This window comes from Pseudomonas sp. IT-P260, from assembly GCF_949768395.1.
Lineage (GTDB): Bacteria > Pseudomonadota > Gammaproteobacteria > Pseudomonadales > Pseudomonadaceae > Aquipseudomonas > Aquipseudomonas parakoreensis.
Map to the genome: position 1 here is coordinate 1 of NZ_CATKPO010000010.1, position 20,856 is coordinate 20,856.

At 60.7% G+C, this 20,856-nt stretch carries 19 protein-coding genes; 11 read left to right on the top strand and 8 right to left on the bottom strand.

The genetic code is table 11. The features are described 5' to 3' along the window. Positions 1-1,281, bottom strand: a 1,281-nt coding sequence (locus tag ACM6HV_RS06570) for a retention module-containing protein (protein WP_414903799.1), incomplete at its 3' end; no start/stop codon positions are given. Between the two features lie 532 nt (positions 1,282-1,813). Between ACM6HV_RS06570 and ACM6HV_RS06575 the strand changes: the two genes are divergently transcribed. The 3 genes from ACM6HV_RS06575 (at position 1,814) to ACM6HV_RS06585 (ending at position 7,004) form a co-directional block, all read left to right on the top strand. Beyond that, entirely contained in the window at positions 1,814-3,172 is a 1,359-nt protein-coding gene (locus ACM6HV_RS06575) for a TolC family outer membrane protein (protein ID WP_145593291.1), read from the top strand. A gap of 140 nt (positions 3,173-3,312) precedes the next feature. Further along, the gene (locus ACM6HV_RS06580) at positions 3,313-5,472 is read left to right on the top strand and encodes a type I secretion system permease/ATPase (protein ID WP_414903800.1); all 2,160 of its coding nucleotides are present in this window, start codon (positions 3,313-3,315) and stop codon (positions 5,470-5,472) included. A 173-nt stretch (positions 5,473-5,645) separates the two neighbouring features. Beyond that, complete coding sequence (locus ACM6HV_RS06585; RefSeq protein ID WP_414903801.1) at positions 5,646-7,004, top strand: HlyD family type I secretion periplasmic adaptor subunit; 1,359 nt, start codon at positions 5,646-5,648, stop codon at positions 7,002-7,004. Between the two features lie 148 nt (positions 7,005-7,152). On the opposite strand, the gene ACM6HV_RS06590 is transcribed toward ACM6HV_RS06585, so the two are convergent. Together ACM6HV_RS06590 and ACM6HV_RS06595 are read right to left on the bottom strand one after the other, a co-directional pair. Next, positions 7,153-7,746 (bottom strand): tRNA-uridine aminocarboxypropyltransferase, encoded by a 594-nt coding sequence (locus ACM6HV_RS06590; RefSeq protein WP_414903802.1) that lies wholly within the window; start codon positions 7,744-7,746, stop codon positions 7,153-7,155. 5 nt (positions 7,747-7,751) lie between these two features. Then, positions 7,752-8,645, bottom strand: coding sequence for a LysR family transcriptional regulator (locus ACM6HV_RS06595; protein WP_007956593.1), 894 nt, complete (start codon positions 8,643-8,645; stop codon positions 7,752-7,754). A 323-nt stretch (positions 8,646-8,968) separates the two neighbouring features. On the opposite strand from ACM6HV_RS06595, the gene speB reads away from it, so the two are divergent. The 5 genes from speB (at position 8,969) to ACM6HV_RS06620 (ending at position 14,264) form a co-directional block, all read left to right on the top strand. Further along, the gene (gene speB, locus ACM6HV_RS06600; RefSeq protein WP_003222717.1) at positions 8,969-9,919 is read left to right on the top strand and encodes an agmatinase; all 951 of its coding nucleotides are present in this window, start codon (positions 8,969-8,971) and stop codon (positions 9,917-9,919) included. A 10-nt stretch (positions 9,920-9,929) separates the two neighbouring features. After that, positions 9,930-10,352, top strand: a complete 423-nt coding sequence (locus ACM6HV_RS06605) for a YybH family protein (protein ID WP_027614575.1) — start codon at positions 9,930-9,932, stop codon at positions 10,350-10,352. A gap of 56 nt (positions 10,353-10,408) precedes the next feature. Next, positions 10,409-11,911 carry a purine-cytosine permease family protein gene (locus ACM6HV_RS06610; protein WP_414903803.1) on the top strand — a complete coding sequence of 501 codons (1,503 nt, stop codon included), beginning with the start codon at positions 10,409-10,411 and terminating at the stop codon, positions 11,909-11,911. 161 nt (positions 11,912-12,072) lie between these two features. Continuing rightward, positions 12,073-13,452 (top strand): sodium:solute symporter, encoded by a 1,380-nt coding sequence (locus tag ACM6HV_RS06615; protein ID WP_041070225.1) that lies wholly within the window; start codon positions 12,073-12,075, stop codon positions 13,450-13,452. Between the two features lie 86 nt (positions 13,453-13,538). Next, a complete protein-coding gene (locus tag ACM6HV_RS06620; protein WP_145593296.1) occupies positions 13,539-14,264 on the top strand; it encodes an MBL fold metallo-hydrolase in 726 nt (241 codons plus the stop codon). A 122-nt stretch (positions 14,265-14,386) separates the two neighbouring features. Here the strand turns inward: ACM6HV_RS06620 and ACM6HV_RS06625 are convergent, their stop codons facing one another. Beyond that, a complete protein-coding gene (locus tag ACM6HV_RS06625) occupies positions 14,387-14,515 on the bottom strand; it encodes a PA1414 family protein (protein ID WP_003184145.1) in 129 nt (42 codons plus the stop codon). A 142-nt stretch (positions 14,516-14,657) separates the two neighbouring features. Next, entirely contained in the window at positions 14,658-15,551 is an 894-nt protein-coding gene (gene ptrR, locus ACM6HV_RS06630) for a putrescine utilization regulator PtrR (RefSeq protein WP_414903804.1), read from the bottom strand. Positions 15,552-15,655: 104 nt separating this feature from the next. Between ptrR and ACM6HV_RS06635 the strand changes: the two genes are divergently transcribed. Further along, on the top strand, positions 15,656-16,837 hold the full coding sequence (locus tag ACM6HV_RS06635; RefSeq protein ID WP_414903805.1) for an MFS transporter: 1,182 nt from the start codon (positions 15,656-15,658) through the stop codon (positions 16,835-16,837). Here ACM6HV_RS06635 and ACM6HV_RS06640 read toward each other — a convergent pair. The 3 genes from ACM6HV_RS06640 to ACM6HV_RS06650 all read right to left on the bottom strand — a co-directional run bounded on the left by ACM6HV_RS06640 (position 16,782) and on the right by ACM6HV_RS06650 (position 19,325). Next, positions 16,782-17,714 (bottom strand): DMT family transporter, encoded by a 933-nt coding sequence (locus tag ACM6HV_RS06640; protein WP_414903806.1) that lies wholly within the window; start codon positions 17,712-17,714, stop codon positions 16,782-16,784. The genes ACM6HV_RS06635 and ACM6HV_RS06640 overlap by 56 nt on opposite strands. A 267-nt stretch (positions 17,715-17,981) precedes the next feature. Continuing rightward, positions 17,982-18,386 carry a DUF2177 family protein gene (locus ACM6HV_RS06645; protein WP_414903807.1) on the bottom strand — a complete coding sequence of 135 codons (405 nt, stop codon included), beginning with the start codon at positions 18,384-18,386 and terminating at the stop codon, positions 17,982-17,984. Between the two features lie 102 nt (positions 18,387-18,488). Further along, a complete protein-coding gene (locus tag ACM6HV_RS06650; RefSeq protein WP_414903808.1) occupies positions 18,489-19,325 on the bottom strand; it encodes a S1 RNA-binding domain-containing protein in 837 nt (278 codons plus the stop codon). Positions 19,326-19,675: 350 nt separating this feature from the next. Between ACM6HV_RS06650 and ACM6HV_RS06655 the strand changes: the two genes are divergently transcribed. Both ACM6HV_RS06655 and ACM6HV_RS06660 read left to right on the top strand, forming a co-directional pair. Continuing rightward, complete coding sequence (locus ACM6HV_RS06655; protein ID WP_016985943.1) at positions 19,676-19,864, top strand: hypothetical protein; 189 nt, start codon at positions 19,676-19,678, stop codon at positions 19,862-19,864. A 206-nt stretch (positions 19,865-20,070) separates the two neighbouring features. Further along, positions 20,071-20,790, top strand: a complete 720-nt coding sequence (locus tag ACM6HV_RS06660; RefSeq protein ID WP_414903809.1) for a TorF family putative porin — start codon at positions 20,071-20,073, stop codon at positions 20,788-20,790. Positions 20,791-20,856 lie beyond the last annotated feature (66 nt).

Below are 20,856 nucleotides of genomic sequence, written 5' to 3' on the forward strand. Positions count from 1 at the left end.
GATCTGCAGCACCAGATTCGCGGTGCTGGTGTCACCGTCAGAATCGGTGATGGTGTAGGTGAACGTCTCTGTGCCGTTGCCGCCGCCGTGCAGCGCTTTGAAATCTGCGTCGCTGGTGTTCAGGGTGTAGGTGTACGTGCCATTGGCATTCAACACCAGCGTACCGAAAGTTCCGGTGAAGGTGCCGGCAGTCACCGGCCCGGTGGACACGCGATCGGCACCTGGCACGTCGTTGGTCAGCACGTTGCCGGTGAGGGTCAGCAGGGCTTCAGACGCGGTATTGGCGTTGCTGTCGTTCACCGCTCTGGGCACGTCGTCGATGATGTTGACGTCGAGCGAGCCGGTGGCGCTGTCGCCATTGCTGTCACCGGCAGTCACGGTGAACTGTTCGCTGAGGCTGTTGGCGCCGTCACCGGCCGGATGGGCGTCATTGCCGTTGAGGGTGTAGCTGTAACTGACGACCCCGGTCGCAGCGTTGTAACCGGTGATGGTCAGGGTGTTGCCCAGTGGCGTGGTGATCGACTGCGGGAAACCCGCCGCCACGCCGCCACTGATCACGCTGATGCCGCCAATGTTCAGACTGCTCAAGCCGTCCGGCGCCGACACCGTGAAGCTGCCGCTCTGAGTCAGCGCGCCGGGGTTGGCCGAGGAGCCGTCGGGCAGGTTGGCTTCGTTGAGGGTCAGCTCGCCCCCCGGCACCGCGAGACCGCTGAGCGTCACCGGATTGTTGACCGGCGGCGGCACGATCGGCGTGTTGTTGCCATTGTCGATCACCGCGTTATGCCGCTCTTCGGGAAACTCGGGAATGCCATTGAAACCGGCGGTCGGGAAGCCGATGACCGGATCCACTCGTCCACCGACTTCAGTCAGCAACACAAAGCTGTGACCACCGCCCGCCTCGCCCGGCACGCCAGTCGGCGCATTCGGGCCCGCAGCGGTGGCTTCAGCGGCTTTGGTCGGGTCTTCGCCGGCAGCGATGGCTTTCTGAATCTGCTCGACGTCAGTCAGCTGTGCTTCGCTCGGAGTCAGCGCTTCAGGGGAGTCGATATGCACCGCCTGATTGGCCAGCAGTTGCCCGGTAAGGGTCATGCTGCTGTCGCGACCCAGCGTCAGTTCGTGGCCATTTTGCAAATGAATGGCGACAGCGCCTTCTGCGCCGGTGATCACTTGATCGCCGGCAAACAAGCGGTCGCCCTCGACCAAAGCGCGGCGAGTGCCGTCGGTGCCTTGAGCAAAAACCTGACCAATGACTTTAGTGACGATCCCGATGAGCGTTGCCATGTGAAACTCCTCCGCTGCCGAACACCGTCGGCACTGGTTCGCGAAGCACGCCCATGGCTCAAGCGGGTTGCCGGGGTGACGCTCGCACCTCGACAGTTCGTTTCGCAGGTAGCGCAAACAAGGAAAGGTCGGTGCTTTGAAGCACTGCGCAATCCTGATTGATGCCGCAAACCCACTAGCGCTACGTAACGGTGGTGAATCACCCGAGTGACAAAAAACCGTCACCCATCTGCCGCTACGCGTCCCTCCCCTTCAGCATTACTTCGCCGTATGTCGCAAAGTGAATGGAACTTTCCTCAAGCCTCTCCGTGCTCCCTGAAGCGCATAAACAAAGGCTTTCGTTCTGAACAATGTGCCGATTTTGGCCAAGCGCATAAGTTTTTTTCGGCATAAGCCTTATGAAAATTTTTTCTTAGCTACGCTTCAGGATGTTCTTAGCTCTGTTGTTACAAGAGTGAAACGCTTACACCTTAATTTATCGTCAAATATTTGGCGACAGTAATACACCATCAGGACCAGGGAGATGCACCCCATGCGCGTTTTAACCCCCCTTTGCAGCGCGGTTTTGCTGGCCATGGCTTGCACTTCTCAAGCCCAGGCCATGAACCTGACCGAAGCAATTCAGAGCACCATTGCCACCCACCCGGATCTCGCCTCGCGTGTGGACGCCAAACTGTCGGCCGATGAGCAAGTGAAAGTGGCCAAGGGCGGCTTCTATCCGTCCGTCGACTTGAATGCCGCCTACGGGCGCGGCTACAGCGACAACACCAATACCCGGGCTTTCGGTAATCACCACACCGAAATTCTCAATTACACCCAGTCGGAACTGCGCCTGCGGCAAATGATCTTCGACGGCTTCAACACGGCCAACGAAGTCGAGCGCACCAAGGGCGTGTCCAACTCGCGCGCCTACTACGCGCAAGGCACCGCCCAGGATCTGGCGCTGCGCACCATCGAGGTCTACCTCGAAGTGCTCAAGCGGCGCGAATTGGTGACCCTGGCCAAGAACAACCTGCAAGCGCACCTGCGCGTGAATGATCAGATCGGCCTGCGCACCCAACGCGGCATCGGCAGTACCGCCGACTCCGATCAATCGGTCGCCCGTAAGGCGCTGGCGCAAAACAACCTCGACACCGCCGAAGTCGATCTGGCCGACGCCGAATCGAACTTCTACGCCGTGGTCGGGCGCATGCCCGATGAACTCGAAGCGCCACCGTCGACCCGCGGCGAGGTTCCTGCCAGCCTGCCGGAAGCCCAGCAGAGCATGGTCGAGAACAACCCGTACCTGAAATCCGCGCAGGCGGACGTGCAGTCAGCCGAGAGCCAGTACGAAGTTGCCAAGTCGCCGTTCTATCCTCGATTCGATGCCGAAGCGGCGGTGGGTGCGAACAACAACGTGCAAGGCGATGAGGGCCACGACAACGAATGGCGCGTGGGCGTGATCATGAACTACAACCTGTTCCGTGGCGGCAGCGACAAGGCCCGTCTGGCGTCCGATGCGCACCAGATCAACCAGGCGATGGACATTCGTAACAACGCCCTGCGCCAGTTGAACGAGAACATCCACCTGGCGTGGAACGCCATGGTCAACGCGAACAAACAGACCCCGACCGCCCGTGAATACGCCGAGACCACCAAACGCGTGCGCGCGGCGTATCAGGATCAGTTCGGTCTCGGCCAACGCACCCTGCTCGACTTGCTCGACAGTGAAAACGAGCTCTACAACGCCAACCGCCGCTACACCGAAATCCGCTACACCGAGGAATATTCGATGTACCGCGTGCTGGCGAACATGGGCCAGTTGCTGAGCAAGCAACGGGTGGTGCTGCCGGCGGATGCGATCGCGGCGACCGAAGTCAAAAACGAAGCGCGCCTGCCTGAGCTGAAATGAGGTAAGTCCTGTAGGAGCTGCCGAAGGCTGCGATCTTTTGATCTTGATCTGCAACAGCAAAATCAAAAGATCGCAGCCTTCGGCAGCTCCTGCAGGGGAGATGTGTCGATAGCCGAGTCCGTTCAACAGGGGCGATCAATATGACCAGCATGGAACCCGGGAACATCGGGATCGATCCGCGGCTGAGCTTCGATGACCCGTTACTCGACGGTCTGTTGATCCTCTGCAAGCTCCACGGCGCGACGGTCAGCCGCGCCAGCCTGAGTGCCGGGCTGCCCCTGAACAAGCAACGCCTGAGCCTGGACCTGCTGCCCCGTGCAGCGGCCCGGGCCGGTTTGCAGGCGCGCCTGTTACGGCGTGAACTGAAGGATGTTTCTGCGCTGAATCTGCCGATCCTGTTGCTGCTCAAGGATGGGCGCACCGCCGTCCTGCGGCGTTTTGGCGATGACGGCAAGGCGCTGATCCTGCCCAGCGAAGCCGATGGTGGCGAGCAATGGGTCGAGCGCGAAGAACTGGCCGAGCACTACAGCGGTCAAGCCTTGTTCGCGCGTCCGCGCCACGAACTTGAAGACTTGCGTTCACCGCTGGTGCCGCGGGTCCACGCCTGGTTTCGCGACACGCTGAAGCTGTCGAAATGGCTGTACAGCGATGCGATCCTCGCCAGTTTTCTGATCAACCTGCTGGGCCTGATGGTGCCGCTGTTCGTCATGCAGACCTACGACCGCGTGGTACCGAATCAGGCCACCTCGACCCTGTGGGTGTTGGCGATCGGCCTGTTGATCGGCACCGGTTTCGAGCTGGTGTTGCGGGTGGTGCGCGCACACCTGCTGGACACCGCCGGCAAGAAAACCGATGTGATCCTTTCTGCCACGTTGTTCGAACGCATTACCGGCATGGCGATGAAGGCCAGGCCAGCGACCATCGGCGGTTTCGCCCAGAGCATTCATGACTTTCAGGGCCTGCGCGAATTCCTCACCGCCGTGACCCTGACCAGCCTGATCGACCTGCCCTTTGTGGTGTTGATGCTGGTGGTGATCGGCCTGCTCGGCGGCTGGCTGGTGGTGATCCCACTGCTGGCGTTTCCAATCACGATCATTTTTGCTCTGGCGATTCAGGTGCGCCTGCGCGACACCGTGCAGAAAAGCCTGAGCCTCGGCGCCGAGCGGCAGGCGCTGCTGATCGAAACCCTCGGCGGCCTGGAAACCCTCAAGGCCTGCAGCGCCGAAAGCGAGCGCCAGCACAAATGGGAAAGCACTCACGGCGCCCTCACCCGCCTCGACAGCCATGCGCGCAACCTCTCGGCGCTGGCGACCAACGGCACACTGTTCATCCAACAGTTCTCGGGGATGGCGACGATCGTTGCCGGGGTCTACAGCATCATCGCCGGCAACCTCAGCGTCGGTGCGCTGGTCGCCAGCTACATGCTCGGCAGCCGTGTGCTCGCGCCGCTGGGACAGATCGCCGGGCTGATCACCCGCTATCAGCAAGCGCAACTGACCATGAAAAGCACCGACGCGCTGATGGGCCTGCCGCAGGAGCGTGACGGCAAGCAGCGGCCACTGGAACGTACACAGCTACAAGGTGCGCTGGACGTCAGTGGCGTGACTTTTCACTACAACGGTCAGAATGCACCGGCGCTGAGCAACGTCAGCTTCAGCATGAAACCCGGCGAGCGGATCGGCATCATCGGTCGCAGCGGCTCGGGCAAAAGCACCCTGGCGCGGCTGTTGATGGGCTTCTATGAACCCGAGGAAGGCCAGTTGCTGCTCGACGGCCTCGACCTGCGGCAACTGGATGTCGCCGACCTGCGCCAGCAGATCGGTTACGTCGCCCACGACCTGCCGCTGCTGGCCGGCAGCCTGCGCGACAACCTGACCCTCGGCGCCCGCTACATCAGCGATTCACGCATGCTCGAAGTCGCTGAACTGACCGGCGTTACCGAACTGGCGCGGCAGCATCCGCAAGGTTTCGACCGGCCGGTGGGCGAGCGCGGCCAGCTACTTTCCGGCGGCCAGCGCCAAGCGGTGTTGCTGGCCCGGGCGTTGCTGCTCGACCCACCGATCATGCTGCTCGACGAACCCACCAGCGCCATGGACAACAGCAGCGAAGACCTGCTGCGCCAGAAGTTGCACGGCTGGGTGCAAGGCAAGACGCTGCTGCTGGTCACCCACCGCACCTCGATGCTGAGCCTGGTGGACCGGTTGCTGGTCCTGGACAACGGCCGGGTCGTCGCCGACGGCCCGAAAGAGGCGGTCATCGACGCACTGCGCAAGGGCCGCGTCGGCTCGGCGGCGGTTTAGTCGATGCAACATAAACCTGCGGCCACCTACTGTCTGTGGCGAGGGAGCTTGCTCCCGCTGGGTTGCGAAGCAGCCCCAAAGATCTTGTGGGCGCTGCGCACCCAAGCGGGAGCAAGCTCCCTCGCCACAAGGATTGTGTTGACCTGTTTCTCTTGAGTGAGGGGTATCGCCGCATGTCAGCTTCATCTTCGAAAGAGCGCGGCTACTTCGACAGTTTCGGCAAAAGCGCCGAAGCCGAGTTCATGCCGGAAACCGCCGGCGCTGCACTGCAGGATTCGCCGCGCTGGTCGCGGATCACCGTGTGGCTGGCGGCAGCGCTGCTGGTCAGCGCGCTGGTCTGGGCCAAGTTCGCGGTGCTTGAAGAAGTGACCATGGGCGAAGGCAAGGCGATTCCGTCGAGCAAGGTTCAGGTGATCCAGAACCTTGAGGGCGGGATCGTCACCGAGATCTTTGTCCGTGAAGGACAAATGGTGAACAAGGGCGACAAGTTGCTGCGCCTGGATGACACGCGGTTTCTGTCGAACAAGGGCGAGAGTGAGGCCGACCGTTATGCGTTGATGGCGCAGGTCGAACGTTTGTCGGCTGAAGCTGAAGGGCGGCCGATGAAGCTCTCGGACGAAGTCGTCAGCAAGGCGCCGCAAGTGGCCGAAGACGAACGCGCGCTGTACGACCAGCGCCAGCGCCGACTGGCCAGCGAACAACGCACCCTCACTGAACAGCTGCGGCAGAAAACCCAGGAACTGGCGGAGTTTCGTTCCAAGCAAGGTCAGTACAGTTCCAGCCTGGCGCTGTTGCAACAAGAGATGAACATGTCGTCGCCCCTGGTTGGCACCGGCGCCGTATCGCCAGTGGAAATCCTGCGACTCAAGCGCAGTGCGGTGGAGATACGCGGCTCGTTGAACGCGACAACGTTGGCGATCCCACGGGCGGAATCGGCAATCAACGAGATCAAGAGCAAGATCGACGAATCGGAACAGACCTTCCGCTCCGACGCGGCCAAAGACCTCAATCAGAAACGCACCGACCTGTCGAAAATTACCGCCTCGAGCATCGCCATTGACGACCGCGTCAGCCGCACCACCGTGACCTCGCCGGTGCACGGGGTGATCAAGCAGCTCAAGGTCAACACCATCGGTGGCGTGGTGCAGCCGGGCAGCGACATGGTCGAAATCGTGCCGCTGGAGGACAACCTGCTGATCGAAGCCAAGGTGCGTCCGCAAGACGTCGCGTTCCTGCATCCGGGCCAGAAAGCCATGGTCAAGTTCAGCGCCTACGACTACACGATCTACGGCGGGCTGAGTGCAAAACTGGAACTGATCGGTGCCGACACGATTACCGATGACAAGGGCAACAGCTTCTACCTGATTCAGGTGCGCACCGATAAAAACCACTTGGGCGGCGATGTGAAACCGCTGCTGATCATCCCGGGGATGGTGGCGACGGTGGACATTATTACCGGGGAGAAAAGTGTGCTGGATTACCTGCTGAAACCCGTGCTGAAAGCGCGGACCGAGGCGATGCGTGAGCGGTAGTGTTTGTTGAGAATTTCAGTGATTGATCTGGCGCCTTCGCGAGCAGGCTCGCTCCCACAGGGGATTTGAGCTGAGCACATAATTTGTGCACACCTGCGATCAAATGTGGGAGCGAGCCTGCTCGCGAAGAGGCCCGTCTCTACAACCATTATTTCGCATGATTGCGCTGATAAACCTCCTCCCCCATCGCCGCAATCTGCCCCTCGATCAACGCCTCGAACGGCTTCAGTAACGGCGCAAACGTCATCGGCGCTTCCAGAGTTTCCAGCGCCTGCACAATCGCCTCGATCGTTGACAGCGCCCCCGGCCCCGGCGCTTTGCGCAACCGGTAGCGCGACACCCCGCCCGCCGCCAGCGTCACCCGTGGCAACGCCGCCAGCAGCGGATTGAGATGGAGCATCTTGCGCGCCTTGCGCCAGGTGCCGTCGGGCACTACCAGCAACAACGGTTCCGCGGATTCGCGGTAAGCCTGCAGCGGTTGCGCATCGTCGGCGGGAAACAGCAATCGTGCTTGATACCCCGGCCGGTTCAACAGCGCGGGCAAGTCCTCGAACACCTCGCCGACAACCAGCTCGGCATTGGACAAACCCAGCGCCGCCAGTCGCGCCGTGTTGAGCGCATGATTGACCTCGCTCGGGTGCTGCAACAGCAGAACGCGGGTGCGGCTGTCGAGGCGCGGGATCAGCGAGCACAGGCAGTGAGATTGTGGGCGCAGGCAGCGCAGGCATTGGGGTCTGGACATGTTCTTCAGGCCTGATTGAGCTGAGCTTTAAGCAAATCACGGAAGGTCTGGATCAGCGGTTCGCGGCTGCGGCCCCGGCGCATGATCATCGAAAACGGCGCCTGATAACCGAAGGTCGCCGGCAGCAACACGCGCAAGTCTCCTTTGTCGGCCCAGGCCTGAGCGTAGTGCTCCGGCAGGTAGCCGATGTAGGCGCCGGACAGCACCAGAATCAGCTGTGCCTCCATACTTTCCACGGTCGCCGCGCTGTGTTTGAAACCGTGGCGCGCCAGTTCCGCCTGACTCCAATAACCACGGCCGACCATGCGTTGCTGAGTGATGACCTGCTCGGGAATCCGCCGTTCGTTGAACAGCGGGTGGCGGCTGCTGCAATACAGCCAGTGCTGCTCGCGGTACAGCGGCATGTACACCAGGCCGCTCATGCGCGTGGAAAACGCGCCGATGGCCAGATCGAGGCGGTTGTCCTGCACACCGAGTTGCAGTTCGTAGGGGCTCATCACCGACAAGTGCAAATGCACCGCCGGGTGCTCCTGGCTATAAGCGCCGATGGCTTCGGCGAACGGCAAGGCCTTGTCGCTGACGGTGGAGTCGATCACTCCGAGATTGAGCGTACCGCGCAGTTCGCCCTTGAGTGCAGCAGCGTATTGCTCGAAACCTTCAAGTTCGGCCAGCAGGCGCAGGGTTTCCTGATGGAACAGCTCGCCCTTGCTGGTCAGGCTGAACCCGCCCCGCCCGCGATGACACAACACCAGACCAAGCGCGGCTTCGAGCTGGCTCATGTAGGTGCTGATCGCCGAGGTCGACAGGTTGAGCTCCTGTTGCGCGTTGGCGAAACCCTGATGCCGGACCACGCTGACGAAGATGCGCAATAGTTTCAGGTCGGGTAAAGCGTTGGCCATCAGGTACTCCACAAACCATTTGAACTCGCCGATCCCTGTAGGAGCTGCCGCAGGCTGCGATCTTTTGATCTTGATTTCTGGCAGCTTTGAAGGCGCCGAAAATCAAAAGATCGCAGCCTGCGGCAGCTCCTACAGAGTGATTCGGCGGCGGGAGAAGTCTAGCTCGGGCATCGCCATTAGTTTAGAAAAATCTGAACTAAGTTTTTGCCCGTAGCGATTCTTCCCCCGCACTACATTTCGCAGAATCGGCCCCACAGCGGCGTCCGAACCTGTGCTCAACGGTGCGCCGACATAAATAAAACAAAGACGATGAGGCCCTACCCGTGGACAAGATTCTTCACCAACCACTGGGCGGCAACGAAATGCCGCGCTTCGGCGGCATCGCCACCATGCTCCGACTCCCCCATGTACCGACCGCAGCCGGCCTGGACGCTGCCTTCGTTGGCGTGCCCCTGGACATCGGTACTTCGCTGCGCCCCGGCACCCGCTTCGGGCCGCGCGACATCCGCACCGAATCGGTGATGATCCGCCCGTACAACATGGCCACCGGCGCCGCGCCGTTCGACTCGCTGTCGGTCGCCGACATCGGTGACGTGGCGATCAACACCTTCAACCTGCTCGACGCCGTGCGCATCATCGAAGAGGCCTACGACAACATCCTCGAGCACAACGTGATCCCGATGACCCTGGGTGGCGACCACACCATCACCCTGCCGATCCTGCGGGCGATTCACAAGAAGCACGGCAAGGTCGGTCTGGTGCACATCGATGCCCACGCTGACGTCAACGATCACATGTTCGGCGAGAAGATCGCCCACGGCACGACCTTCCGTCGCGCCGTCGAAGAAGGTCTTCTGGACTGCGACCGCGTGGTGCAGATTGGTCTGCGCGCGCAGGGTTACACCGCTGACGACTTCAACTGGAGCCGCGATCAGGGCTTCCGCGTCGTACAAGCCGAAGAGTGCTGGCACAAGTCGCTGGCGCCGCTGATGGCCGAAGTGCGCGAGAAAGTCGGCGGCGGCCCGGTGTATCTGAGCTTCGACATCGACGGCATCGACCCGGCCTGGGCGCCCGGCACCGGCACCCCGGAAATCGGGGGTCTGACGACCATTCAGGCGATTGAAATCGTTCGCGGCTGTCAGGGCCTCGACCTGATCGGCTGCGATCTGGTAGAAGTCTCGCCCGCTTACGACACCACCGGCAACACCTCGCTGCTGGCCGCCAACCTGCTGTACGAAATGCTCTGCGTACTGCCTGGCGTGGTCCACCGCTGAGGGTTCGGCCATGAACGAACGTGATCAGGTGTTGAAAGCGGCTGCCGATCTGGTGTCCGCCTTCGCGCGTAACGATCGCGAAGCTTACTTCGGCGCGTTCAGCGCCGACGCAAGCTTCGTGTTTTACACCCTCGAACAGCCGCTGCTGTCGCGCGATGCCTATCAGGCGTTGTGGGACAGCTGGCGCGCCGAGGATGGCTTCGAAGTGTTGTCGTGCACTTCGAGCAACGCCTTCGTCAGCCTGCAAGGTGACGTGGCGGTGTTTATCCATGACGTGGCCACCGAGCTGCGCATGCAAGGGGAGCAACATTTCAGCCAGGAGCGCGAGACGATTGTTTTCAAGAAACAAGCGTCGAGCCTAGAACAACAAGGCCATTGGCTGGCCTGCCACGAACATTTGTCCGCAATGCCGGAAGGGCTGCCATCCCCTTAGCCAAACAGGTGACGCCTCACACACGATGAGGCGCGCCTTTATGATCGGAGCAGATCATGAATAACAACAACAACGACCAAAGCCTTACGCAAATTGAAACCCACGGGGTCGAACAGATCCCGGATCACGAACGCACCGCAGGCCCGACGGACTTGTTCCGGATGATCTTCGGTGGTTCCAATACCTTTGCCACCGCCGTGCTCGGCAGTTTCCCGGTGCTGTTCGGTCTGTCGTTTCAGGCCGGTGTCTGGGCGATTGTGTCGGGCGTGCTGCTCGGCTCGCTGATCCTCGCCCCGATGGGCCTGTTCGGCCCGATCAACGGCACCAACAATGCCGTGTCCTCCGGGGCGCATTTCGGCGTACACGGGCGAATCGTCGGTTCGTTCCTGTCGCTGTTGACCGCCATCGCGTTTTTCTCGCTCTCGGTGTGGAGTTCGGGCGATGCGTTGATCGGTGGGGCGAAACGCCTGATCGGTCTGCCGGAAACCGACCTGACCCTGGGCCTGGCCTACGGTCTGTTCGCGATTCTGGTGCTGACCGTGTGCATCTACGGCTTCCGCTTTCTGCTGTGGGTGAACAAGATCGCGGTGTGGAGCGCCAGCCTGTTGTTCCTGCTGGGCATCTTCGCCTTCGCCGGTCCTTTCGACGTCAACTACGCCGGTACGGCGAACCTCGGGCAACCGGGCTTCTGGGCGGCGTTCATCGGCGCGGCGCTGGTGGCGATGAGCAACCCGATCTCGTTCGGTGCGTTCCTCGGCGACTGGTCGCGCTACATCCCGCGTGACACCTCCAAGCAGCGAATCATGGCCGCCGTGGTGCTGTCGCAGATCGCCACGTTCATCCCGTTCCTGTTCGGCCTGAGCACCGCGACCATCGTCGCGATCAAGGCACCGGACTACATCGCGGCGAACAATTATGTGGGTGGTCTGCTGGCGGTATCGCCGAGCTGGTTCTTCCTGCCGGTGTGCCTGATTGCGGTGATCGGCGGTATGTCCACCGGCACCACCTCGCTGTATGGCACCGGGCTGGACATGTCCAGCGTGTTCCCGCGGGTGCTGTCGCGGGTCAAGGCGACGCTGCTGATCGGCGTGCTGTCGATTGCCTTCATCTTCATCGGGCGCTTTGCGGCGAACCTGGTGCAGAGCGTGTCGACCTTCGCCGTGCTGATCATCACCTGCACCACCCCGTGGATGGTGATCATGATTATCGGCCTGCTGGTGCGTCGCGGCTTCTACTGCCCGGATGACCTGCAAGTGTTCACTCGCGGCGAACAAGGCGGACGCTACTGGTTCAACCACGGCTGGAACTGGCGTGGTCTGGGTGCATGGATCCCGAGCGCGGCGGTCGGCCTGTGCTTCGTCAACCTGCCGGGGCAGTTCGTCGGCCCGCTGGGCGAGATGGCCGGCGGCATCGACATCAGCCTGCCGGTGACGCTGGGTCTGGCGTCGGTGGTGTACCTGACGCTACTGAGCCTGTTCCCGGAACCGCGCGAGGTGTTCGGGCCGCAGGATGCGCGCAGTCAAGTGGTCGCAAAACCTCAACTGAGTCAGGCCGCCTGACGCAAATCCCTGTGGGAGCGAGCCTGCTCGCGAAAGCAATCTGTCAGTCACTTCTTTGTTGAATGTGCCGACGCCTTCGCGAGCAGGCTCGCTCCCACAGTGAGCAGCAACCCGAACCAAATTTGTTTCACCATAAAAAAGACAATCGGAGACACGCCATCATGGCTTTGGATTTATTCGTCGTCCTCATCTACGCCGCCGGCATGCTGTTGCTCGGCTACTACGGCATGCGCAAGGCCAAGACCAACGAGGACTTTCTCGTTGCCGGGCGTAACCTGGGCCCGAGCCTGTACATGGGCACCATGGCCGCGACCGTGCTCGGTGGCGCGTCCACCGTCGGCACCGTGCGCTTGGGTTACGTGCACGGGATCTCCGGTTTCTGGCTGTGCGCGGCACTGGGTTGCGGCATCGTCGCGCTGAACCTGTTCCTCGCCAAACCACTGCTGAAACTGAAGATCTACACCGTTACCCAGGTGCTGGAAAAACGCTACAACCCGATGGCCCGCTCGGCGAGCGCGGCGATCATGCTGGCCTACGCACTGATGATCGGCGTGACCTCGATCCTGGCGATCGGCACCGTGCTGCAAGTGCTGTTCGGTCTGCCGTTCTGGATCTCGGTACTGCTCGGCGGTGGCGTGGTGGTGATCTACTCGGCGATCGGCGGCATGTGGTCGCTGACTCTGACCGACATCGTCCAGTTCATCATCAAGACCGTCGGCCTGATGTTCATCCTGTTGCCGATCTGCCTGTACCGCGTCGGCGGCTGGGACGAACTGGTGCTGAAGCTGCCGGCAGCGGCGTTCAACTTCACCACCATCGGCTGGGACACGATCATCACCTACTTCATGATCTACTTCTTCGGCATCCTGATCGGTCAGGACATCTGGCAACGGGTGTTCACCGTCAAGACCGCCAAAGTCGCGCAGTACGCTGGCAGCATCGCCGGTATCTACTGCATCCTCTACGGGCTGGCCTGCGCGCTGATCGGCATGGCTGCGCACGTGCTGATCCCGGATCTGGACAACGTCAACAACGCCTTCGCCGCCATCGTCAAACTGTCGCTGCCGGACGGCATCCGTGGTCTGGTGATCGCTGCTGCACTGGCGGCGATGATGTCCACCGCCAGCGCCGGCCTGCTCGCCGCGGCCACCACCCTGACCGAAGACCTGCTGCCGAAACTGCGCGGCGGCAAACAGTCGAGCTTAGGCGTCAACCGCCTGTTCACGTTGCTCACCGGTGTGGTGGTGCTGGGTATCGCGCTGGTGGTGAATGACGTGATCAGCGCCCTGACCCTGGCCTATAACCTGTTGGTCGGCGGCATGCTGATTCCGCTGATCGGCGCGATCTTCTGGAAACGCGCGACCACCGCCGGCGCCATTGCCAGCATGGGCCTGGGTTTCGCCACCGCGCTGCTGTTCATGTTCAAGGACGGTCTGGATGCGAACACGCCGATCTACTACAGCCTGGCTGTGGGCCTGGTGAGTTTTGTGGTGGTCAGCCTGGTCTCCCCTCGCCCGGCGACGGTGGCGAGCGCGATCTAAGCTTTGATGTAACGACTTGATGCTTTCTTCGACGGGTGTGGCGTCGGTTGCCACACCCGTTTTTTTACGCTTGGAGAAAAGTACCGATGAAGATCGTTTCTCGTGATCAGTGGTTTGAAGTGCAGCACTTGAGCGATGGCATTCGGCTGATCCATGAGCCGTATATCCGCCCGTTCTACCGCTGCAACCTCTGGCACATTCAGGGCCGCGACAAGGATCTGCTGCTCGACAGTGGCTCAGGGCTGGTCAGCCTGCGCGAGCAGTTGCCGTGGATTACCGAGCGACCGCTGGTGGCCGTCGCCAGTCACTGCCACTTTGATCACATCGCCGGGCATCACGAATTCGCCGAACGCCTGGTGCATCGCGCCGAGGCCGACATTCTTGCAGCGCCGGATGGCGACAATGATTTGAGCCGGGCCTTTGTCGGCGACGACATGTTCGAAGCGCATCCGGACTGTCCGCTGTGCTACGCCGAATACCGGGTCAAGGCTGCGCCGGCCACCGGGTTTGTCGAGGATGGCGATGTACTGGATCTGGGCAACCGCACGCTGCAAGTGCTGCACACGCCGGGGCATTCGCCGGGCGGCATCAGCCTGTATGAAGCGGCGACCGAAACCTTGTTCAGCGGCGACATCATCTACGACGGGCCGCTGATCGAAGACGCCTACCACTCCGATCTGCAGGATTACGCCGCCAGTCTGCGGCGCTTGCAGGCGCTGCCGATCCGCACCGTGCATGGCGGACATTTCGGCAGCTTTTCCGGCGGTCATTTGCGTTCGATGATTGACGCATGGTTGCGCGGGCACGCTTGAGGCCTGATGTTTGAGCTCCACCACAAAAGCAAAAGATCGCAGCCTTCGGCAGCTCCTACAGGAAACACATTCCCTTGTAGGAGCTGCCGAAGGCTGCGATCTTTTGATCTTTTATTTGAGCACTACCGCCGGCGAGGCTGACGCCGGCGCTGTTCGTCATCGGTGCGGATCGGTACGGGTTGCAGAGGCGGTTCGATCAAGCCGAGGGCAACACCCAAATCGTGCAGCCAGTTCTGAATTTTCTCTTTCATCGTCATGCCCCCTTCAGGGTAGTGCTGAGCGGCCGGAATTCTGAGGCCGCTTCGCACTGATAATAGTCCGAAGTCCTACGCAATGCTCGGCCAAATCCGCAATGATCTGTTACTGAATTGAACAGAATTGGGATCAGTTGGTTCACGCCGTCTGCAGGGTTTCATTCGCAGCCACGGGATAGAGCGCTTGCTGCTGTTCAATCCAGGCATTGAGGTTGGCCCCGACCATGCCCTTGCGCCACATGAGCCACGTTGTCGCACTGGCGAACGGCTCGGCCAACGGGTGCACCGCGACGCTTTCGCGCCCCGGCAGACTGGCCAGCATCGACTCCGACATCAATGCCACCCCGCTGCCGGCAATCACGCAGGCAAGCATGCCTTGGTAGGACTCGATCTCCATCGCCCGGCCCATCGCCGCCTGATAGTGGACAAACCACGCTTCCAGCCGGGCGCGGTAGGCGCAGCCATGGCGGAAGGTGAACACCGCCCTGCCCTCGACGTCCTTGGCGCTGCGGATCGGCGGATGATCGGCCTCACTGATCAGCACCAGACGCTCCTCACACAGCGGAACACCGTCGATCCCGGCCAGTTGCGGCGGGCCATCCACCAGCGCCGCGTCGAGGCGCCCGGAGACCAGACCTTCGAGTAACTCGCCGCTGGGCCCGGATTGCACTTGCAGGTTCACCGCCGGGTATTGCTTGTGATAACGCGCCAACAACGCCGGCAAGTGGATCGCCGCGGTGCTGTAGAGCGTGCCGAGGACAAAATCCCCGGCCGGTTGCCCGCCCATCACTGCCGCACTGGCCTGATCGCGCAGGGCAAACAGCTTGCCGGTGTAGTCCAGCAGGACTTTTCCCGCAGGGGACAACTGCAAACGCTGACGCTCACGAACGAAAAGTTCGACACCCAATTGCTCTTCCAGCTGTTTGAGCCGGGTCGACAGGTTGGACGGCACCCGGTGCAGACGCTCGGCGGCGCGGGTGATCGAACCTTCCTCGGCCACCGCCTGAAAGATCCGCAATTGGCTGAACTCCACAAGCCTTCTCCATAACAGAACAAGTTTCTCACTATTATTCAATTTTAAAGAAAGTCAATCGCTTCTAGCCTGACGGTCATTGCTCCTTCAAAGGAATCCTGATCATGTCGCCACTGATTCGCTTATCCGCCTGTTTCGTCGCCCTGATGATGGCCATGGGCATCGGGCGTTTCGCCCTCACCCCGCAACTGCCGCACCTGCTCAGCGAAGGCCAGATCGATCTGACGGCCGCCGGTCTGATTGCCGCGGCCAACTACCTCGGCTATCTGTTGGGCGCGGTGGATGCGATGTTCGCCCATCGTCCGCCGCAAGTGCAGCGGCGGTTGCATGGCGGTTTGTGGCTGTGTGTGCTGCTGACGCTGGCATCGTTCTGGGCCAACGGTTTCTGGGCGCATTTGCTGCTGCGCTTCGGCACCGGAGTGGCGAGTGCCTGGGTGCTGGTGATGATTACGGCGCTGAGTCAGCCCTTGGCAGCGGCGGCAGGTCGGCCACGGCTGGGTGCGCTGGTATTTGCCGGCCCCGGACTGGGAATTTTTCTGACCGGGTTGCTGGCACTGTTCTCACATCTGCTGAACCAGACATCTGCCACCTTGTGGCTGATCTATGCCGGCGTGGCGTTGCTGATGCTGCTGGCGATCGTGCGGTTCCTGCCGCAACCGGGCACCCACACGCCGGTCGCCACCTTCAATGCCAGTCACTCGAATCGCGGCATCCCGCGACTGGCAGTGGTGTATGCGCTGTATGGCGTGGGTTACATCATTCCGGCCACATTCCTTTCGCAAATAGCCAACGCGCAGTTTCACGGGCAATGGCAGGCCGATCTGTTCTGGCCGTGCTTCGGCCTCGGCGCGGCCATCGGCGTGTTGCTGGTGAGCCTGCGACGCCACGACCCGAACACCACACGGCACTGGCTGACCGCCACCCTGTGGTTGCAAGCGCTCGGGGTCTTTGCCTGTCTGTTGGGCAGCGGTTATGGCCTGGCGCTGGGTGTGGTGTTGTGCGGCATGCCGTTCCTCGCTTGCATGCAACTGGTGATGCAACGCTCGCGGGAACTGGCGCCGCACAGCACCCAGCGCAACGCCGGGCTGCTGACGGCGTGCTTTGCCGTCGGCCAGCTCAGCGGGCCGTTGCTGGCGGCGCTGAGCAGCCATTTCAGCGGCGGCTTGCAACCGGCGCTGGTGATCGCCGGCAGCGGTCTGCTGATTGCCGGTGGGCTGGCCTTGCAGTCAGTCAGCGCTGGCCGAGGGCTTGGCGCAAACGCCGACGCACCCACTGCTCAGCGCTGACAAAAGTGATGCCAAGCAACACCAGTACCGCGCCGATGACGAAGTTCACGCTCAATTCTTCACCGAGCAGCAGCACGCCGAAGGTGACGCCAAACAGCGGCGTCATGAACGAAAACACCGCCAGATTGGCCGCCAGATAGCGGCGCAGCAGCCAGAACCAGGTCAGGTAACTGAAAAACGACACCACCAGACCCTGAAACAACACGCTGGCCACCGCCACCGGGGTCAGGCTGACGTGGCTGATCTGGCCGCTGAACAACGCGATCAACAGCAGGCCAGCGAAGCCGACGATCAACTGATAGAACAGGGTCAACGTCACTGGCGCATCTGACAGACGCGAGGCGCGCACCACCACGGTGGTCGCGCCCCAGCAGGCGCCGGCAATGACACCGAACGCATCGCCCAGCAGCATGCGCCGGTCGAGGTTGTCCCACGACACGCCGCCGGCGAAGGCAATGGCGATACCAACAAACGCGAGCAGAATCCCCAGCCACTGCAGCGGTCGCAAGCGCTCGCTGGCCAACAGGAAATGCACGCCGAGCGCAGTGAAAATCGGCGCGGTGTAGAGGAACACCGACATGTGCGCGGCGGTGGTCAGCTGCAGACCTTCGGCGATGAAGAAGAACTCCAGACCGAACAGCGCACCGGCCAGCAGCCCCCCACGCCAGGTGTTGCCGACCTGATCCCAGCCGCCCTTCCAGCACAGCAGCAAACCCACCAGCAACGCGGAAATCCCCGAACGCCCAGCCGCCTGCATCACTGGCGCGATGTCCGGCGCGGCCCACTTGATCATCACTTGCTGCACGCCCCAGATCAGGCACAGGCCGATCATCACTTGCAAGGCAAACCCATCGGCATTGCGCCGATCGACACTCACCGCAACACCTCGAACACACACAACATGGCAGCCATCCACTGGTCGAAAATCTGTGTCGGGGATTATCAATCACTCGGGCAGAAAAAGCCGTCTGAAAAAGACTTTGTCTGAGTCAGTAACGTCAGCGGTGAATGGCTGTCGGCTGCGCCGCCCTTCGCTGGCAAGCCAGCTCCCACAATGACTGGTTTGCTCACTGATTCTTTGTTCGACACAAAACGCTGTGGGAGTCTGGCTTGCCAGCGATGACGTCAGTTTGATCAACGCAGATCAGGGAGCTGAACTCAGTAGTCGTTTCATCACCAAAAAACCGACCGAGCAGGCAACAGCCGTGGCAAACGTCCCCCACGCCCAATCCATCAAACTCACCTGCACCGACCACCCACGCAACGTTGCCCAGTTGGTCAGGTCATACGTGCCATACGCCACCAGCCCCAGCAGCGCGCCCATCTTTGCCGCCCGTTGCCAGCTCAGCGCCGGCAACACCACAAATTGCACGCAACCAAAAACATACAGGCAATAAAAAACCGCTGCCGGAACCAGCAGCGGTTTTTCGAGCATCAGCGAACCGAGCAGCTCGCGGTAGGTGGGCGCCATCAATACGCCGAGCCAGATACCGTCGAGCAACAGAAACGCCAGTAGTGTGGCGCCATAGGCAATCAACGCTTTCTTCATCTGCAAACCCTCATGTAGGAGCTGCCGCAGGCTGCGATCTTTTGCCTTTGAAGATCAAAAGATCGCAGCCTGCGGCGGCTACTACATGGGGCCGGCGGTGGCTCAGGTTAGTTCAATGCGATCAGCATGAATGACGATCTTGCCTTCCTTGTACAGCGAACCGATGGCCTTCTTGAAGTTACCCTTGCTGACGCCGAACAGACTGCTGATCAACGCCGGATCGCTCTTGTCGCTGACGGCCAGCATGCCGTTGTTTTCGCGCAACTTGGCGAGGATTTTCGAGCTGAGGCTGCTCGCTGCTTCCTGGCCTACCGGTTGCAGGCTGAGGCTGATCTTGCCGTCGGCGCGCACTTCCTTGATGAAACCCTTCTCGCGCATGCCGGAGCGCATGAACTTGAAGATTTCATTCTTGTGGATCAAGCCCCAATGCTTGTTGTTGATGATCGCCTTGAAGCCCATGTCGGTGGCTTCAGCCACCAGCAGATCAACTTCCTGACCGGCGCTGTAGTTGGCCGGTGTCTTGTCGAGGTAGCGATCCAGACGCGCGGTCGCGGTGATGCGGCGCGTGTGTTTATCGAGATAGACGTGCACCACGCAGTACTCGCCAGCGGTCATCTGCCGCTTTTCTTCGGAATACGGCAGCAACAGATCTTTTGGCAGGCCCCAATCGAGAAACACGCCAATGCTGTTGACTTCAACCACTTTCAGGCTGGCAAATTCACCGACCTGAACTTTTGGTTTTTCAGTGGTAGCGAGAAGTTTGTCTTCGCTGTCCAGATAAATAAATACGTTGAGCCAGTCTTCATCTTCGCTGGGAATATCTTTAGGGATATAACGGTTGGGCAAAAGAATTTCGCCGTCAGCACCGCCGTCCAGATATAAACCGAAGTTAGTGTGTTTAACCACTTGCAAACTGTTGTAACGCCCGACTAAAGCCATTTTCCAAAACCCTCATTGCGTGGCGGCATTCTACCCGGTTTTGCCGGTCTCGTTCGCCGAGCGAGCAGCCTGGCGAAGAAAATCCGCGGGGTACCTTGATTTTCCTGGGTTTGGCGCAAGCGACTCGCCATTCGTCAGGCCAGTGCGGCACCTCACGCAGCGTTTCACGGCTTACCTTTTGCGTAATGGGCAATAAATGTTGTTATTTAAAACAGTGGCTTAGGCGGATATTTCGAATAATTAAGCGAGAATAATCCACCCGCACACTCAGTTATTCCCGGGGATATTTATCAAGCAATTGTCAAGTTATTCCTGTACGATGCCTGGCCGAGTTACTTTTCTACAGGTTAATGGCCGCCATGCGTGTAAAAGCATCCACCAGCAAAGCAAAGCCAGCTCCAGCCGTTGAAACCAGCGAATCGATCAACGATCAAATCGCAGCGTTCCTCAAGTCCGGCGGCGAAATCCAGCAAATTGCCAAAGGCGTCAGCGGCCAGACGTTCGGCCCGTCCAAGCAGATCAGCCTGGGCAAGAAGTAACACCCGGTAAACACCCGTCCTGAGACGCTTTGAGCTTCGAAGCGTCTGGACAGGCACCCGCGCAACACCCTCACTTCTGTTTAATCAATCTTTTGAAAATCGACGAACGGCCATCATTGCCGAGCATTCGCCGGTATCCTTGCACGCGTCTGGATCAAGCGTTTCAGCAGGCTCAAGCCCTGCGCTCGCTGTTCATGGAGTGACGCATGCTCAAATCAAATTCCTGTTTATTGCTTGTGGGCCTACTGGCCTGCTCAACGGTGCACGCGCAGATTTTCCAGCGCGAGCTCGGCGACTTCGACCTCAAACTCGGCACCACGCCCAGCCGCAGCATGGCCCAAGGTCTGGTCAAACCGGCAGCCGTCGGCTCGTTCCACGGCGGCCTCGATCTGAGCCACGACAGCGGCCTGTATGTCGGCCAGTATGCACCGAGCATGGGCCTGACCCCGGGCAAGAATCTGGAAATCGACTCCTACGTCGGCTTCAAACAACCTTTCGATCAGACCCTCGGCTACGAAGTCGGGATGATCCACTACAGCTATCCCAAGGTCGATACCCTCGACAGCCAGGAGCTGTTCGGCGGCCTGACCCTGCTCGGCAGCCGTTTCGGTATAGCCGTCAGCAACGACCCGGACAAACAGAACAACACGCTGTTCGCCGATCTGGGTGGCAATCAGCCGTTCGGCATCGGGATCAGCATGAAATACACCACCCATCAACTGAACACGCCGGTGTCAGTGGACGGTGGTTATGTCAGCAGCTTTACCGACTGGTCGGTGAAATTTTCCCGACCGTTCATGGGCGTCGATCTCGACCTGATCTACAGCAATTCCAACCTCAGTGGCAGCGATTGCTCGGCGTATTCCGGGCACAACAGCCAGTGCGACGGGCTGGTGACGCTCAAGGCCGAGCGCGCATTCTATTGATCGGCTGAACTGCCGGGAGCATCCTGCGTTCACATGAGAATCAGACGTCAGGCTCTCGCAAGGATT